Below are 15,762 nucleotides of genomic sequence, written 5' to 3' on the forward strand. Positions count from 1 at the left end.
TTGGAGGGGTGGATAAGAGACACGCGCAGGTGCGCGGGCCGCCGCCGTTGTGCTCCCCCGTCCAGTTGTAGTCGTTTTGGCGGTTCTTGCCGCGTATTGCCGTATCGCCGTATTGCCGTGCCGGCGAGGTCAGCGCGCCACTGCCGCGCCGAACGCCACCACGGTCGAGCGCTGCTCGCCGAGGCCGGCGATGCCGACGGTCATGGTCTGTCCCGGCTGGAGATAGACGGGCGGCTTCAGGCCCATGCCGACGCCGGCCGGCGTGCCGGTCGCGATCACGTCGCCCGGCTGCAGGCTCATGAACTGGCTGATGTACGACACCAGCTCCGCCGCGCCGAAGATCATGTCGCGCGTGCTGCCGTCCTGGCGCCGCACGCCGTCGACCTCGAGCCACAGCGCCAGCGCCTGCGGGTCGGGCACCTCGTCGGCGGTGACGAGCCACGGGCCCAGCGGGCCGAAGGTGTCCGCCGCCTTGCCCTTGTCCCACTGTCCGCCGCGCTCGAGCTGGAAGGCGCGCTCGGAGACGTCGTTCACCACGCAGTAGCCGGCCACGTGCGCCAGCGCGTCTTCCTTCGTCACGTAGCGCGCGGTCTTGCCGATCACGATGCCGAGCTCGACTTCCCAGTCGACCTTCTGCGCGTCGCGCGGGATCTCGACCGGATCGAACGGCCCGTTGATCGAGCTGGTCGCCTTCAGGAACAGGATCGGCTCCTTGGGCGCCGCCATGTTGGCTTCCTTCGCGTGGTCCGTGTAGTTCAGGCCGACGCAGACGAGCTTGCCGACCGCGCCGACGCACGGCCCGAGCCGCTCGCCCGGCGCGACCGCCGGCAGCGTGCGCGGGTCGAGCGCCGCGACGCGCGCGAGCGAGCCGTCCGCGAGCGCCGCGCCATGCCAGTCGTCGACCACGCCGACGAGGCTGCGCACCTGTCCTTCGTTATCCAGCACGCCCGGCTTCTCGGCGCCGGGCTGTCCCCACCGTACCAGCTTCATGTCCGCTCCTGTCTCTCTCTGTTGGTCTTTCGTGGCTTTAAATGTACATCGTGTGCAATGTGCGTTTCGAAGGTTATCGGCTGGAAAATCCGGTGTCAAGGAACATTTCGCGCGCGCTTCGCCGGACGGCATGTCGGCCAGCCCGGCCGGCCAGCCCGGCGGGCGATGCCGCAACGGCTTCTTAAGCATCGTTGATAAAGCTATTCATGGAATGTCATTGGACCGGCCCGACAGCGCTGCCTAGAATCCTGCCAACCGCAAGGCTTTGCGGCAAAAGACAGAGAACATGACAGAGCAGACATCCCAGAAGAACCAGGCACAGGCACTGGATGGCATCCGGGTCCTCGATCTCGGCACGTTCGTCGCCGGCCCTTTCTGCACGACCATCCTGGCGGAATTCGGCGCCGAGGTCATCAAGGTGGAGCCGCCCGGAACGGGCGATTCGCTGCGGCGCTTCGGCACCCATACCGACTGCGGCGACACGCTGATGTGGCTCAACGAGAGCCGCAACAAGAAGTGCGTGACGCTCAATCTGCGCGACCCCAAGGGGCAGGAAGTCCTCAAGCGCCTGGCCGCGCGCAGCGACGTGATCGTGGAGAACTACCGGCCCGGCGTGCTGGAGCGCTGGGGCCTGCCGTGGGAAGAGATCCAGCGGCTCAACCCGCGCGCCATCCTGGTGCGCATCTCGGCCTATGGCCAGGAAGGCCCGTACCGCGGCCGGCCGGGTTTCGCGCGGGTGGCGCACGCCTTCTCGGGGCTCGCCTATCTCGCCGGCGAGCCGGGCCGCACGCCGGTCACGCCCGGGTCCACGTCGCTGGCCGACTACGGCTCGGGTCTGTACGGCGCGGTCGGGGTGCTGCTGGCGCTGCGCGCGCGGGAGAGCACGGGCGTGGGGCAGGTGGTCGATCTCGCGCTCTACGAATCCATGTTCCGCGTCCTGGACGAGATGGTGCCGGTCTACCAGCAGACCGGCATGGTGCGCGAGCGGCAGGGCGCCGACACGGTGAACGTGGTGCCGCACAGCCACTACCAGACCCGCGACGGCAAGTGGGTGGCCATCGCCTGCACCAACGACAAGATCTTCGCGCGGCTGGCGGCGGTCATGGGCGAGCCGGAACTGGCGGCGCCCGAGCGCTGGGGCCCGGTCGGGCACCGCCTGGCGGAGCGCGCGGCGGTCAATGCGCGCGTGGCGTCGTGGGCCGCGTCGATCGACTGCGCCGACCTGCTCGCGCGGTGCGACGCCGGCGGCGTGCCGGCCGCCACGCTGTACAGCGTGGCCGACATCTTCGAGGACCCGCAGTACGCGCTGCGCGAGAACATCAAGACGGTGCCGTCGCGCGCGGGGCCGGTGGCGGTGCAGAACGTCATCCCCAAGCTGTCCGGCACGCCGGGCGGCATCAAGTGGCTGGGCCCGGCGCTGGGGGAACACAACGACGCGGTCTTCCAGGAGCTGCTCGGCATGACGGCCGGCGAGCTCGACGCCATGCGGGAGGCCGGCATCATGTGACGCAGGCACGCGGCGGCGCCCGGACATATAAAAAAACATCAGGAGACAAACCATGAAGAGACGCAGGTTCATGCAGGCCACGGCCGCGGCGCTGGCCGCGCCGCTCGGCCAGTGGGCGGCGCAGGCGCAGACCTGGCCGGACAAGCCGGTCAGGCTGCTGGTTCCCACGCCGCCCGGCAACGCCCTCGACATCTCGGCGCGGCTGCTGGGCGACCGGCTGACGCAGCGCTGGAAGCAGGCGGTGGTGGTCGACAACCGGCCCGGCGGCAGCGGCCTGCCCGCCATGATCGCCGGCAAGACCGCCGCGCCGGACGGGTACACCATCATCGTGGCGCCGTCGTCCACGATGGCCATCAACCCCGGCCTCTATCCCAAGCTGCCCTACGATCCGCGCGAGAATTTCGACACGGTGGGCGGCATCTACCTCGCGCCGATCATGCTGGTGGCCGGCAATGCCTCGCCATACCATTCGCTGGCCGACGTCGTGGCCGCGGCGCGCAAGGAGCCCGGCAAGCTGGCCATCGCCATCGGCGGGCCGCCGGGCACCACGCAGCATCTCTCGGCCGAGCTGTTCCGCTTCCGCGCGGGTCTGCAGGTCATCAACGTGCCCTACAAGGGCAGCGGCCCGGCCATGCAGGACCTGCTGGGCGGGCAGGTCGGGCTGCTGTTCGACAGCGTGGCCTCGGCGCTGCCGCAGATCAAGGCCGGCGCGCTGCGCCCCATCGCGGTGGCCAGCGCGCAGCGCATGCCCCAGCTGCCGAACGTGCCGACCATCGCCGAACTGGGCTATCCCGGCTTCGAGGCGGTGAGCTGGGGCGGGCTGGCCGTGCCCAAGGGCACGCCGCGCGCCATCATCGAGCGCATCGGCGAGGACACCCGCGCCATCGTCAACGACCCGGCGGTGCGCGAGCAGATGCTCTCGCGCGGCCTGCTGCCTGATGCGCGCGGCGCGGCCGACTGGAGCCGCTTCATCGATTCGGAAATCGTCAAGTGGGGCGAGCTCATCAAGGCCGCCCACATCACCGTGGAGTAGCGCACAGACATGCCGGCCCAGCATTCCTTCCTGTTTGTCCCCGCCACGCAGCCGCAGCGTTTTTCCAAGGCGGCCGCGAGCGGCGCGCACGCCGTCATCGTCGACCTCGAGGACGCCGTGGCGCCGCCCGACAAGGAGCGCGCGCGCGCCATCTTCGCGGGCGAGGCCGCGGCCCTGCGCGCCTTGTGCGACGGCGCGGGCTGCGAGCTGCTGGTGCGCATCAACGCCCACGGCAGCGCGTGGCACGCGCAGGACGTGCAGGCCTGCGCCGGCCTGCCGGTGCACGGCGTGGTGGTGCCCAAGCCGGACGACCTCGTCGTGCTGGCGGCGCTGGCGCGCGCCGCGGGGAGCGCCAGCGCGCTCTACCTGCTGGTCGAGTCGGCCGCCGGCTTCCTGCATCTGGCCGACATCGCGCGCGCGCCCGGCGTGCGCCGGCTGATGCTGGGCGCGGCCGACCTGATGCTCGACATCGGCCTGCCCGACGACGACGCGCCGCTGCACTATTTCCGCTCGCAACTGGCGATGCATTCGCGGCTGGCCGGGCTGCCGCCGCCGGTGGACGGCGTCTGCCTGGCGCTGGACGATGCCCGGCGGCTGGAGCACGAGGTCGAGCGCGCCAAGCGCTTCGGCTTCGGCGCCAAGCTGTGCGTCCATCCCACGCAGATCGAGGCCGTCAACCGCGGCTTCCTGCCGCCGGCGGCCGAATGCGAATGGGCGCGCCGCGTGATCGAGGCGGCGGCCGGCGCCGGCGGGGCGGCGGTCAGGGTCGATGGCCGGCTGGTCGATGCGCCGATCATCGAGCAGGCGCGCCGCGTGCTGGCGGCGGCGGGATAACCGCCGGGCTGTCCAGCCGCCTGTTGGGGGATGCCCGGCTTTGCAGGCCCGGGAAGTTGTCCCAGAATGGCGCGCAGCGGTCCCGCGCGGGCGCTGCGCGGCACTTGCCGTGCCGCGCAGCGGCGCCGGGATCTTCCCGAACCGACTTCCGACATCTCCCTCCCGCATGGGAACGCCTGTGGACCTACAGCACTTACGCGCCTTCGAGGCGATCGCGCGTGAGGGCAATCTCACCCGCGCGGCCGAAAGCCTGCACCTGACGCAGCCCGCGGTGAGCATGCAGATCAAGAGCCTGCAGGAGCTGCTGCAGGTGACGCTGTTCGTGCGCACCGGGCGCGGGCTCATGCTCAGCGCGCACGGCCGGGCGCTGGTGCCCGCGGCCCGCAAGATCCTGGAGGCCGTGGAGGAATTCGGCCGCGCCGCCGAGGCCATGCGCAGCGCCGCCTACGGCACGCTCGGCCTGGGCACCATCCTCAATCCCGAGGCCATCCGCCTGGGCGCCTGCCTGCAATACCTGGTCGAGCATCATCCGAACGTGCAGCCGCGGCTGCGGCACGGCATGTCGGGCTGGGTCCTGAGCCAGATCCGCGGCGGCGCGCTGGACGCGGCGTTCTATCTCGGCCCGCCGGGCGAGGTCGGCTCGGGCGACGACATCTGCGCGCTCAAGCTGCGCGCCATCCACTATTACGTGATCGCGCCGCGCGGCTGGGACGCGCGCGTGGCCGGCAAGAGCTGGGCCGAGGTGGCGCTGCTGCCGTGGGTCTGGACGCACGAGCATTCGACCCACCACCGCATGCTGAGCCGCAAGTTCGACGAGCTCGGCGTGCGCCCGCTGGTGGCCGCCGAAGTGGACCTGGAGGCGTCGATGGTGGACCTGGTGGTGTCGGGCGTCGGCCTCTCGCTGGCGCGCGACTCGGTGGCGCTGCGCGTGGCCCAGTCGCACGGGCTGGTGGTGGCGCAGACGCTCACGCTGACCGCCGATCTCTCGTTCATCGCGCTGGCCAGGCGCATGGAGGACCCGGTGGTGAGCGCGGCCTTCGCCGCCGTGCGCGCCACCTATGGCTGAAGCACGCCGGCGCCGGCGCCGCCCGTCAGTCCAGCCACACCCGGTTCAGCGCGCCCAGCGCCTCCACGATCAGCGCCTCCTCCAGCCTGGACGCCAGGCAGACGAACTGCAGCTCGCAGCCGATGCGGACCCGGTCCGCCACGGCCAACCCTGACGTCTGGCTCTCGCGCATGGCGGTGGCATCGCGCACCAGGCTGAGCCCGACCCCCGACTTGATGAGATCGAGCATGGACGGCTCCTGGTCCACCAGCGCGGCGCGGCGCGGCGCCAGCCCGCGCGGGCCGAAGATGCCCGCCAGCAGGCGCGAATGCACGGATTCCGGCGGCGTCGCCAGCCAGGGCAGGGTGGCCAGCGCTTCCCAGTCGCAGCCCGTCACCTGCGGCCCCCAGCCGGCCGGCGCCACCACCCGGTACTCGAAGCGCGTCAGCGTGCGCACCGCCAGGTCCGGCTGCAATTGGTGCGTGGCTTCGCGGTCGGGGCTCAGGTAGAAGCAGACGTCCAGGCTGCCCTGCTGCAGCTGGGCCATCACGCTGCCGCTCATGCCGTGGCGCAGTTCGGTCTCGATCTGCGGCGCCGACTGCACCAGTTGCCCGAGCCAGTCGCCCAGGCGGATGAACGACGGCTCCAGGATGGTGCCGATGCGCAGCTTGCCGCGCACGGTGCCGTGCAGCCGGCTCACGGCATTGGCCACGTCCTGGATGGCATGCAGGGCGCGCTCGGCCTGGGGCAGCAGCGCGGCGCCGTCGGCGCTCAGCACCAGCCCGTGGGCGGTGCGGTGGAACAGCGTCAGGCCCGTGATCTCCGCCATGCGCTTGAGCTGGAGGCTGACGGCCGGCTGCGAGCGGTGCATCTGCTCGGCCGCCTTGGAGACATTGCCCTCGCGCGCCACCGCGACGAACACCCGCAGCGTCTGCAGATCAAGATTGGCCGGATTCATATTTGTGAAACCTATATCTCAGATTGCCGAAACTCAATGGATTTCGGAATATCCCGGGAGGAAACTACGCGCACTCGCCACAACAATTTTAGCGCGGCAAATAAAGCTCGCGTTCCGGAGACACAGCGTCGTGACCCACAGCACCGATCCCGCTTTCGACTACATCGTCATCGGCGCCGGCACCGCCGGCGCGCTGATGGCCAACCGGCTCAGCGCCGACAAGGACCGGCGCGTGCTGCTGATCGAGGCCGGCGGCAAGGATGACTACCACTGGATCCACATCCCGGTCGGCTATCTCTACTGCATCGGCAACCCGCGCACCGACTGGCTCTACCGCACCGAGCCCGACGCGGGCCTCAACGGCCGCCAGTTGCGCTACCCGCGCGGCAAGACGCTCGGCGGCTGCTCCAGCATCAACGGCATGATCTACATGCGCGGCCAGTCGCGCGACTACGAGCAGTGGGCGCAGCGCACCGGCGACGACACCTGGCGCTGGGACAACGTGCTGCCGGCCTTCCGCCAGCACGAAGACCACTATCTCGGCGACACCCCGGAGCACGACGCGGCCTTCGCCGACTACCACGGCCACGGCGGCGAGTGGCGCGTGGAAAAGCAGCGCCTGCGCTGGGACATCCTCGACGCCTTCGCCGAAGCCGCGGCGCAGGCCGGCGTGCCGCACACCGGCGATTTCAACCGCGGCGACAACGAGGGCGTGGGCTACTTCCAGGTCAACCAGAAAGCCGGCTGGCGCTGGAACAGCGCCAAGGCGTTCCTGCGTCCCGCCTGCAGCAGCCGGCCCAATTTCGAACTGTGGACCGGCGCGCAGGTCGCGCGCCTGCTGGTCGAGCCGCGGGCCGACGGCAGCCTGCGCTGCACCGGCGCGCGGGTGTGGGACGGCCGGCAGTTCGTCACCGTGCGCGCCGCATGCGAGGTGATCCTGTGCGCGGGCAGCATCGGCTCGCCGCAGATCCTGCAGCTCTCGGGCCTGGGCCCGGGCGCGCTGCTGCGCGAGCACGGCATCGAGGTGCTGGCCGACCTGCCCGGCGTGGGCGGCAACCTGCAGGATCACCTGCAGATCCGCGCCGTGTACCGGATCGAGGGCGCGGCCACGCTCAACGTGCTGGCGTCCAGCCTGTGGGGCAAGGCGCGCATCGGCCTGCAATACCTGCTGTCGCGCAGCGGCCCCATGAGCATGGCGCCGTCGCAGCTGGGCGCCTTCACGCGCAGCTCGCCGGAGCAGGCCTGGCCCAACATCCAGTACCACGTCCAGCCGCTCTCGCTGGAGGCGTTCGGCGAGCCGCTGCATGCCTTCCCGGCCTTCACGGCCAGCGTCTGCAACCTGAACCCCACCAGCCGCGGCACCGTGCGCATCCGCAGCGAGGACTTCCGCCAGGCGCCGGCCATCGCGCCCAACTACCTGTCCACCGCCGAGGACCGGCAGGTGGCGGCGGACTCGCTGCGCGTGACTCGCCGCATCGTCGCGCAGCCGGCGCTGGCCCGCTACAAGCCGCAGGAATACAAGCCCGGCCCGCAATACCGGACGGACGAGGACCTGGCGCGGCTGGCCGGCGACATCGCCACCACCATCTTCCACCCCGTGGGCACCGCGGCGATGGGCCGCGACGGCGACCCCGCGGCCGTGCTGGACAGCCGCATGCGGGTGCGCGACGGGCGCGGCGGCCGCATCGCCGGCCTGCGCGTGGTCGATGCCAGCGCGATGCCGTCGATCACCAGCGGCAACACCAACAGCCCCACGCTGATGATGGCCGAGAAGGCCGCGGGCTGGGTGCGCGCGGACGCCGGGCGGGGCTGAACGCCCGCGGCGCCGGCGGCCATTCCGGGGGGAGTGGCCGCCGCACCCGGCGAGGGGCCGGGCAAGGCAGCGGTGCCGGGCATGCGGCGCAAATTGTGTCCAAGTCACCCCGCACCCGTGGGGTCGGGCCAGATCTGCAACACCGCGGGGGCGGCGCCCGCTAGAATGCAGGCCTTGTTCCGAGGATTTTCGACATTGCGGCCCGCCGGGCGGCAACGCCCGGATGCGGGCGCCGCGCGACCTCGACACGCCACGAAGCCCTGGCCCGGTGCCGCGCGCAGCGCTTGCGCCGGCGCCCCGTCCCACGATGCTAAAGATCCCCCTGCCAGCCTCGCCGCTGGAACGCCGCTTTGCGCTGCTCGCCGCCACCCTGGGCTTTGTCCTGCTGGCGCTGTCCATCTGGCTGTTTCGATACCAGTGGGTGGCTTATGCGAATGCCGAGCACGCGCTTACCGACCTGCGCATCTTTCGCGCGATCCTGCTCGCGATGGAGCAGGTCTCGGTCGAGCGCGGCCCCAGCAACGCCGCGCTCGGAGAGGCGCTGCCGCTGCCGCCGGCGCAAGGGCAGGCGCTGCTGGACGCGCGCGCGGAAAGCGACCGGCGCATCGCCGGGCTGCTGGGCCAGCTCGAAGCGCCGGAGTGCGGCAACTGCCTCAGCGAGCGCGACACGGTGCTGCGCGCGCGCGACGATCTCGCCCGCGCGCGCGCCGAGGTCGACGGCCTGCTGCGCCAGCCGCACGGCCAGCGCACCGGCGAGGCGCTGCACCGCGCGGCGGACGGCATGATCCGGGTGATGCCGCCGTTGTCCGCCATCGCCGACGTCAGCGCCGCCAAGGTCGACCGGGGCGTGCCCGGCGCGCTCAGCCGCCTGCTGGCGGCGCGGCTGGCGGCGCTGCTGCGGGAGCAGGCCGGGCTGCTCGGCTCGCAGCTCACGCCCGCGCTGGGCACCAACCGGCAGTTGAACAGCACCGAGCAGTTCGCCATCGAGCGCACGCTGGGCACCATCGCGCAGCTGCGCGCGCTGCTCCAGCCGCGCGTGCTGAGCGATCCGGAGCTGCCGCAAGGGGCGTTCCAGGTGGTGGAGCGGCAGTATTTCGGCGCGGGCCTGGAGTATTTCTCGCGCGTGCACGCGCTGGCGAGCCTGCCCGGCGACGCGGGCGTCTCGAGCGCCGAATTCGTCGATCACTATGTGCCCTCGATGGGCGCGATCACGCGCTTTCGCGACGAGATTCTCGATCTGGTCGAGCGGCAGGTGCGGGCTCAGCGCGACACCCGGCTGGCGTGGCTGGGCGGCATCGTCGCCATCCTCTCGGCGGTGATCGTGTTCCTGTTCCTCGGCGTGTGGCTGTTCCGCCGGCAGGTGGTCCGGCCGTTCGCGGACGCCGCGCGCGCGATCCGCGCCATCGCGGCCGGCAACCTCGCCGTGACGCTGTCGTCCAGACCGTACCGCGGAGAGATCCGCGAGCTGTTCGATGCCGTGCAGGTGCTGCGCGGCAACGCCGTCGAGCGCGCCAGGCTGGAGCGCGAGCGCCGCCAGTTGATCGCCGAGCTGTCGCGCATGGCGCAAACCGATGCGCTCACCGGGCTGTTCAACCGCGGCGCCTTCGACATCAGGCTGAAGGACGCCTGTTCCGGCGCGGGACGGCGCGCGGGCGGGCAGCTGCTGTCGCTGACGCTGTTCGACATCGATCACTTCAAGCGCGTCAACGACAAGTACGGTCATGCCACGGGCGACCGCGCGCTGCGGCGGATCGCCGAGCTGAGCCGCGAGGTATGGCGCGAGGGCGACATCGTGGCGCGCATCGGCGGCGAGGAATTCGCGGTGCTGGCCAGCGTGCCGGCCTGCCAGGATGCGCTGGACATGGCGCAGCAGCTGCGCGCGCGCCTGGCGGCGACGCCGCTCGTGGCCGACAGCGGCGAACGGTTCAGCATCCAGGCCAGCTTCGGCACCGCCTTCGTCATGCCGGGCGAGGCGCAGGACGCGGACGGGCTGATGCAGCGCGCCGATCTGCTGCTGTACCAGGCCAAGCAGGGCGGCCGCGACCGGATCGTGGCCGAGACGGTGCCGCCGCGGCCATGACCGGCTGAAGCGGGCGGGCGCCGCCCCGGCAAGACGACAAGAACGAGACCGGCCGGACCAGCCCGCACGGCACTTTCCGGCTAAGCTTGCGGCTGGCCGCCCTGTCCGCACGCGGATGGCGGGCGCGTGCCGCGGGCCAGGCTGTCCGCGCGGCGGTGATGTACAATTTTAAATGTATTTTGATGAAACAAAAAAATAAATGAGCATGCCGAACGAGTCGGTGGGCCGCTCGCGCCTGGCGCTGCGGGACCGGATCGCCCAGTGGATCCGCGACGAGGCCCTGGCGGCGGGCGACCGCCTCAACGAGCAGAAGCTGGCGGAGTCGCTGGGGGTGTCGCGCACGCCGATCCGCGCGGCGCTGGACCAGCTCGAGGCGCAGGGTTTCGTCGAGCGGCGCCGCAACAAGGGCGTGGCGCTGCTGTCGGCGCCGCCGGTGGCGCAGGCCGACGAGACCGCGCCGGCCGACGAAGACCAGCTGCTCACGCGCATCGCCCACGACCGGCAGCGCGGCGCGCTGGCCGACGAAGTGTCCGAGCGCGACCTGATGCAGACCTACGGCGAGACGCGCGCCACCATCAAGCAGGCGCTGGTGCGGCTGGCCGACCTTGGCATCGTCGAGCGGCGGCTGGGCTACCGCTGGAAATTCCAGGACGCGATGTGGCACCGCGAGGCGCGCATCGAGGGCTACCGCTTCCGCATGGTCATCGAGCCGGCGGCCATCCTGGAGCCGAGCTTCCAGCTCTCGCCCGAATGGGCCGCGCACATGCGGATCCAGCATTCGGCGTTCCTGACGCAGCCGTGGACCGAGGCCTCGCCGGTGGCGTTCTTCGAGACCAACGCGGCGTTCCACGAAGGGCTCGCGATGGCCTCGGGCAACCGCTTCTTCGTCGACGCGATCCGCCGCCTGAACCGCATGCGGCGGCTGTCCAACTATGACTGGAAGCACGGCCGCGAGCGCGTGGAGGTGAGTTGCCACGAGCACCTCGGCATCCTGGCGGCGCTGGAGTCCGGCAACCGCGACGGCGCCGCCGACCTGATGCGCCGGCACCTGGACGTGGCGAGCCGCCTGCGCCGCCCGGCCGCGAGCGAGGCCGCCCCGGCGGAAGAGGTGCCGCCGGCGGGGGCCTGACCGGTCCCGCCCGGCCGCGCAATCTCCCGGCCGCGGCCACGCCTCACGACAGCTTGTAGCTGGTCAGGTGGATGCTGGTCTCCGTCGCGCTGATGCCGCGGATCAGCCGCACGCGCTCGAGCACGGAGGCCAGCCCGTCGAGCGTGGCGGCGCGCACTTCCGCCAGCAGGTCCCAGCGCCCGTTGGTGTCGTGCAGGGCGACCACGCCGGGCTCGCCCAGCAGGCTGGCAATCACCTCCCGTGCCTGGTTCCCGTCCACGGCGATGCTCATCCACGCGGCAATCGCGTCGCGCCGCGCCGCCGGGCGTAGCTGCACCGTGTAGCCGACGATCACCCCCGCTTTTTCCAGGCGCGCCATCCGGTTGGTGATGGTGGTGCGTGCCACCCCGAGTCGGTGCGCCAGCAGGGCAACGCTGGCCCGGGCATCGGCGCGCAGCAGCCCCAGCAGCTTGTGGTCGAAGTCATCCATGTGTCGAAACCATGTGTCGAAATGAAAGTCGTTGTGCTCGGTTTGACGTGATGATAGTATTTTGTGTGCACAATAACCACTTCATTTTGGGTGCCACGGCGGTGAGAATGGTCCGCAACTTTCCAGACCCGCTCACCGGAGCCACAGATGACGCCATTTCTTTCCACCCAGCACGTATCCCGCATCATCGCCGCGCGCGGCATCGCGCATGCCCTGCGCGGCATGGCCGGCTACATCGAGGACGATTTCCGCCGCTGGCGGGAGTTCGACAAGTCCGCCCGCTCGGCCAGCCACTCGCCGGCCGGCGTGATCGAGCTGATGCCCACGGCCGACGCCAGCCTCTACAGCTTCAAGTACGTCAACGGCCATCCGGGCAACACGCGCGGCGGCCTGCCCACGGTGATGGCGTTCGGCGTGCTGGCCGAGGTGGCCACCGGCATGCCGCTGCTGCTCAGTGAGCTGACGCTGACCACGGCGCTGCGCACGGCGGCCACGTCGGTGGTGGCGGCGCGCCGGCTGGCGCGGGCCGACGCCGCCACGATGGCGCTGGTCGGCAACGGCGCGCAGAGCGAATTCCAGGCGCTGGCGTTCTATCACCTGCTGGGCATCCGCCGCATCCAGGCCTACGACGTGGATGCCGCCGCCACCGCCAGGCTGCGCCGCAATCTCGCCGACGTGCCCGGCCTCGAATTGCGCGTGTGCGCCAGCACCGCCGAAGCCGTGCGCGGCGCCGACATCGTCACCACGGTCACGGCCGACAAGGCCTACGCGACCATCGTCACGCCGGAGATGCTCGAGCCCGGCATGCACCTCAATGCCGTGGGCGGCGATTGCCCGGGCAAGACCGAGCTGCACCCGGACGTGCTGCGCCGCGCCAGCGTGTTCGTCGAATACGAGCCGCAGAGCCGCATCGAAGGCGACGTGCAGCAGATGCCGGCGGACTTCGCCGTGACCGAGCTCTGGCGCGTGCTCGAGGGCCAGGCGCCCGGCCGCCGCGACGCCGGCGAGATCACGGTGTTCGACTCGGTCGGCTTCGCGCTGGAAGACTTCTCCGCGCTGCGCTACCTGCGCGACCAGGCCGCGCTGCTCCAGATCGGCGAGCGCATCGCGCTGATCCCGGTGCTGGACGACCCCAAGAACCTGTTCGCGCAGTTGTCGCAGGCGCCGCGGGCGCCGGCGCCCGCCGCCGAGCTGGCCCATCCGCTGCCCTGATGACGCACTGCCGCCCCCTTGCCGGCGAGTTCCACTCCGGCGGCCTGACATACCGCTGCGTCGACCTGCCGGCGATGCTCGGCGAGCGGCTGCCGCGCCTGCCCGTGGTGCTGCGCCTGCTGCTGGAGAACGTCGCGCGCAACATGGCGGGAGCGGAGCGCGATGCCGCCATCGACGCCATCGCGGCGTGGCCGGATCACGGCACCAGCACGGCCGAGATCGCGTTCCAGCCGGGCCGCGTGCTGATGCACGACACCACCAGCACGCCGGCGCTGGTCGACATCGCCGCCATGCGCGATGCGCTGGCCGAGGCCGGCGTCGATCCCGCCGTGCTCAATCCCGGGCTGCCGGTGGACGTGTCCGTGGACCACTCGCTGGCCGTGGAAGCGTTCGCCCGGCCCGATGCCGCGGCGATCAACCTGGAGACCGAGGGCCGGCGCAACGCCGAGCGCTACGGTTTCCTGCGCTGGGCGTCGCGGGCGCTGCGCGGCGTGCGCATCCATCCGCCGGGCACCGGCATCATGCACACCATCAACCTCGAGCAGCTGGCCACGGTGGTGACTACGGTGCAGCGCGACGGCCAGGCCTGGGCCGTGCCCGACACGCTGATCGGCACCGACAGCCACACGCCGATGATCAACGGCATCGGCGTGCTCGGCTGGGGCGTGGGCGGGCTGGAGGCGCAGACCGTGATGTTCGGCATGCCGGTGATGCAGCGCCTGCCCGACGTCACCGGCGTGCGGCTGACCGGCGCGCTGCCGCCGTGGGCGCTGGCCACCGACCTCGCGCTGACGGTGACGCAGCGCCTGCGCGCGCTCGGCGTGGCGGGCGAGTTCGTCGAGTTCTTCGGCCCCGGCGTGGCGACGCTGAGCGCGGGCGAGCGCGCGGTGGTGGCCAACATGGCGCCCGAGTACGGGGCCACCACCGGCTTTTTTCCCATCGACGCGCGCACGCTGGACTACCTGCGCGCCACCGGCCGCGGCGAAGCCGGCGTGGCGCTGGTCGGCGACTACGCCCGGCGCGCCGGCCTGTGGTTCGAGCCGGATGCCGCGCCGCGCTACACGCGCGTGCTCGACCTCGACCTGTCGGCGGTCCGCATGCACGTGGCCGGCCCGCGGCGGCCGCAGGACCTGCTGTCCTATACCGAGACCGCCCGCGCGCTCGCGCCGTTCGCACCGGAGCCGGCGGGGCGGGAGCATGGCCTGCCGCGCCACCCGGTGGCCATCGCGGCCATCACGAGCTGCACCAATACGTCGGACCCGGCCCTGCTGATCGCGGCGGGCCTGCTGGCCCGCAAGGCGCGCGCGCTCGGGCTGTCGGCGCCGCCGTGGGTCAAGACCTCGCTGGCGCCGGGCTCGCCGGCGGCGGCCATCTACCTGGAGCGCGGCGGCCTGCTGGGCGATCTGTCGGCGCTCGGCTTCGACATCGTCGGCTTCGGCTGCACCACCTGCATCGGCAACGCGGGGCCGCTGACCGCGCCGATCCGCGACGCCATCGCGCGGCGGGCGGCGCGCCCGGTGGCGATGCTGTCCGGCAACCGCAATTTCCCGGGCCGCGTGCATCCCGATCTCGACCTCGGCTTCATCATGTCGCCGCCGCTGGTGGTGGCGTTCGCGCTGGCCGGCGACGCGGCGCGCGACCTGGGCCGCGACCCGGTGCAGATCGCCCCGGACGGCACGCCGGTGTACCTGAAGGACCTGTGGCCCACGCGCGCGGAGGTGGCGGCCTGCGTGGCCGCCGGCACGCAGGCCGCCGACTATCGGCCCGCGTTCGCCGCGGCTTCGCGCAACCCGGTGTGGGACAGCCTGCCTTTCGCCGACACGCCGCGCTATCCGTGGGACGCGCACTCGACGGCGCTGCGCCGCCCGCCGTTCGCCGCGGCGGACCAGGGCACGCAGCTGGGCGACTACGGCGCCTATGCGCTGCTGGTGCTCGGCGACGACGTGACCACCGACCACATCTCGCCCGCCAGCGCGATCCCGAAGGACTGCCACGTCGCCGATTTCCTGGTCAGCCGCGGCGACGACCGCGACGACCTGAACGTGTTCGCCTCGCGGCGCGGCAACTGGGAAGTGATGGTGCGCGCGGCGTTCTACAACAAGACGCTGGTCAACCTGCTCGAGCCCGACGCGCCGGCCGCGCATACCGTCCACGCGCCCAGCGGCACCGTGCTGCCGGTCTTCGAAGCGGCCCGGCGCTACGCCGAGGAGGGCGACGCCGTGGTGCTGGTCGCCGGCGAGCGCTACGGCACCGGCTCGTCGCGCGACTGGGCGGCCAAGGGCCAGCGCCTGCTGGGCATCCGCGCGGTGCTGGCGTGCAGCTTCGAGCGGATTCACCGCGCCAACCTGATCGGCATGGGCATCCTGCCGCTGCGCATGCCCCTGGGCATGCATCCGCGCACGCTGGCCATCCGGCCCGGCGACCGCATCCACGTGGGCGCGCCGCCGGAGCGGCTGGCGCCGCGCTGCGCGGTGCCGGTGCGCATCGTGTGCGGCGACGGCACGGTGGCATCGTTCGACGCCACGGCCGCGGTGGAGACCCGACTCGAAGTCGAACTGCTGCGGCACGGCGGCGTGATTCCGGCGATCCTGCGCCAGACGCTGGCACGGCACGGGCAGCAGGGCGGCACCGCCGCCGCGCCGTGAGCGGGCATCCGCGCAAGCCACGGACCGAACATCAACCGCGCACATCA

12 protein-coding genes are annotated in these 15,762 nt (G+C 71.7%); 9 read left to right on the plus strand and 3 right to left on the minus strand.

What is annotated here, in order from left to right:
• Positions 1–129: 129 nt before the first annotated feature.
• Positions 130–990 carry a fumarylacetoacetate hydrolase family protein gene (locus AC3WXD_RS00945; RefSeq protein ID WP_454733028.1) on the minus strand — a complete coding sequence of 287 codons (861 nt, stop codon included), beginning with the start codon at positions 988–990 and terminating at the stop codon, positions 130–132.
• A 286-nt stretch (positions 991–1,276) separates the two neighbouring features.
• Between AC3WXD_RS00945 and AC3WXD_RS00950 the strand changes: the two genes are divergently transcribed.
• From AC3WXD_RS00950 to AC3WXD_RS00965, 4 genes are all read left to right on the plus strand, one after another.
• Positions 1,277–2,497, plus strand: coding sequence for a CaiB/BaiF CoA transferase family protein (locus AC3WXD_RS00950; RefSeq protein WP_020201522.1), 1,221 nt, complete (start codon positions 1,277–1,279; stop codon positions 2,495–2,497).
• 52 nt (positions 2,498–2,549) lie between these two features.
• Entirely contained in the window at positions 2,550–3,530 is a 981-nt protein-coding gene (locus AC3WXD_RS00955; RefSeq protein ID WP_231401564.1) for a Bug family tripartite tricarboxylate transporter substrate binding protein, read from the plus strand.
• Between the two features lie 9 nt (positions 3,531–3,539).
• Positions 3,540–4,364 carry an HpcH/HpaI aldolase/citrate lyase family protein gene (locus AC3WXD_RS00960; RefSeq protein ID WP_492322819.1) on the plus strand — a complete coding sequence of 275 codons (825 nt, stop codon included), beginning with the start codon at positions 3,540–3,542 and terminating at the stop codon, positions 4,362–4,364.
• 178 nt (positions 4,365–4,542) lie between these two features.
• A complete protein-coding gene (locus AC3WXD_RS00965; protein ID WP_020201519.1) occupies positions 4,543–5,430 on the plus strand; it encodes a LysR family transcriptional regulator in 888 nt (295 codons plus the stop codon).
• A gap of 25 nt (positions 5,431–5,455) precedes the next feature.
• On the opposite strand, the gene AC3WXD_RS00970 is transcribed toward AC3WXD_RS00965, so the two are convergent.
• On the minus strand, positions 5,456–6,367 hold the full coding sequence (locus AC3WXD_RS00970) for a LysR family transcriptional regulator (protein ID WP_020201518.1): 912 nt from the start codon (positions 6,365–6,367) through the stop codon (positions 5,456–5,458).
• A 130-nt stretch (positions 6,368–6,497) separates the two neighbouring features.
• On the opposite strand from AC3WXD_RS00970, the gene AC3WXD_RS00975 reads away from it, so the two are divergent.
• The 3 genes from AC3WXD_RS00975 (at position 6,498) to AC3WXD_RS00985 (ending at position 11,389) form a co-directional block, all read left to right on the plus strand.
• A complete protein-coding gene (locus tag AC3WXD_RS00975) occupies positions 6,498–8,180 on the plus strand; it encodes a GMC family oxidoreductase (RefSeq protein ID WP_492322820.1) in 1,683 nt (560 codons plus the stop codon).
• 307 nt (positions 8,181–8,487) lie between these two features.
• The gene (locus tag AC3WXD_RS00980; protein ID WP_492322821.1) at positions 8,488–10,260 is read left to right on the plus strand and encodes a GGDEF domain-containing protein; all 1,773 of its coding nucleotides are present in this window, start codon (positions 8,488–8,490) and stop codon (positions 10,258–10,260) included.
• A gap of 199 nt (positions 10,261–10,459) precedes the next feature.
• Positions 10,460–11,389, plus strand: a complete 930-nt coding sequence (locus AC3WXD_RS00985; protein WP_492322822.1) for a GntR family transcriptional regulator — start codon at positions 10,460–10,462, stop codon at positions 11,387–11,389.
• A 43-nt stretch (positions 11,390–11,432) separates the two neighbouring features.
• On the opposite strand, the gene AC3WXD_RS00990 is transcribed toward AC3WXD_RS00985, so the two are convergent.
• Positions 11,433–11,858: an Lrp/AsnC family transcriptional regulator gene (locus tag AC3WXD_RS00990; protein ID WP_059413986.1), complete on the minus strand. Its 426-nt coding sequence runs from the start codon at positions 11,856–11,858 to the stop codon at positions 11,433–11,435.
• Between the two features lie 147 nt (positions 11,859–12,005).
• Between AC3WXD_RS00990 and ocd the strand changes: the two genes are divergently transcribed.
• Complete coding sequence (gene ocd / locus AC3WXD_RS00995; protein ID WP_492322823.1) at positions 12,006–13,070, plus strand: ornithine cyclodeaminase; 1,065 nt, start codon at positions 12,006–12,008, stop codon at positions 13,068–13,070.
• The gene (gene acnA / locus AC3WXD_RS01000; protein WP_492322824.1) at positions 13,070–15,715 is read left to right on the plus strand and encodes an aconitate hydratase AcnA; all 2,646 of its coding nucleotides are present in this window, start codon (positions 13,070–13,072) and stop codon (positions 15,713–15,715) included. Before ocd ends, acnA begins: the two co-directional genes overlap by 1 nt.
• Positions 15,716–15,762 lie beyond the last annotated feature (47 nt).

The organism is Cupriavidus sp. FW216-B1 (assembly GCF_058789195.1).

Excerpts from the sequence above, each read along its gene's own strand:
- AC3WXD_RS00950 (WP_020201522.1), top strand. The coding sequence starts at position 1,277 with ATGACAGAGCAGACATCCCAGAAGAACCAGGCACAGGCACTGGATGGC.
- AC3WXD_RS00945 (WP_454733028.1), bottom strand. The coding sequence starts at position 990 with ATGAAGCTGGTACGGTGGGGACAGCCCGGCGCCGAGAAGCCGGGCGTG.
- ocd (WP_492322823.1), top strand. The coding sequence starts at position 12,006 with ATGACGCCATTTCTTTCCACCCAGCACGTATCCCGCATCATCGCCGCG.
- acnA (WP_492322824.1), top strand. The coding sequence starts at position 13,070 with ATGACGCACTGCCGCCCCCTTGCCGGCGAGTTCCACTCCGGCGGCCTG.
- AC3WXD_RS00970 (WP_020201518.1), bottom strand. The coding sequence starts at position 6,367 with ATGAATCCGGCCAATCTTGATCTGCAGACGCTGCGGGTGTTCGTCGCG.
- AC3WXD_RS00990 (WP_059413986.1), bottom strand. The coding sequence starts at position 11,858 with ATGGATGACTTCGACCACAAGCTGCTGGGGCTGCTGCGCGCCGATGCC.
- AC3WXD_RS00980 (WP_492322821.1), top strand. The coding sequence starts at position 8,488 with ATGCTAAAGATCCCCCTGCCAGCCTCGCCGCTGGAACGCCGCTTTGCG.
- AC3WXD_RS00985 (WP_492322822.1), top strand. The coding sequence starts at position 10,460 with ATGAGCATGCCGAACGAGTCGGTGGGCCGCTCGCGCCTGGCGCTGCGG.
- AC3WXD_RS00955 (WP_231401564.1), top strand. The coding sequence starts at position 2,550 with ATGAAGAGACGCAGGTTCATGCAGGCCACGGCCGCGGCGCTGGCCGCG.
- AC3WXD_RS00960 (WP_492322819.1), top strand. The coding sequence starts at position 3,540 with ATGCCGGCCCAGCATTCCTTCCTGTTTGTCCCCGCCACGCAGCCGCAG.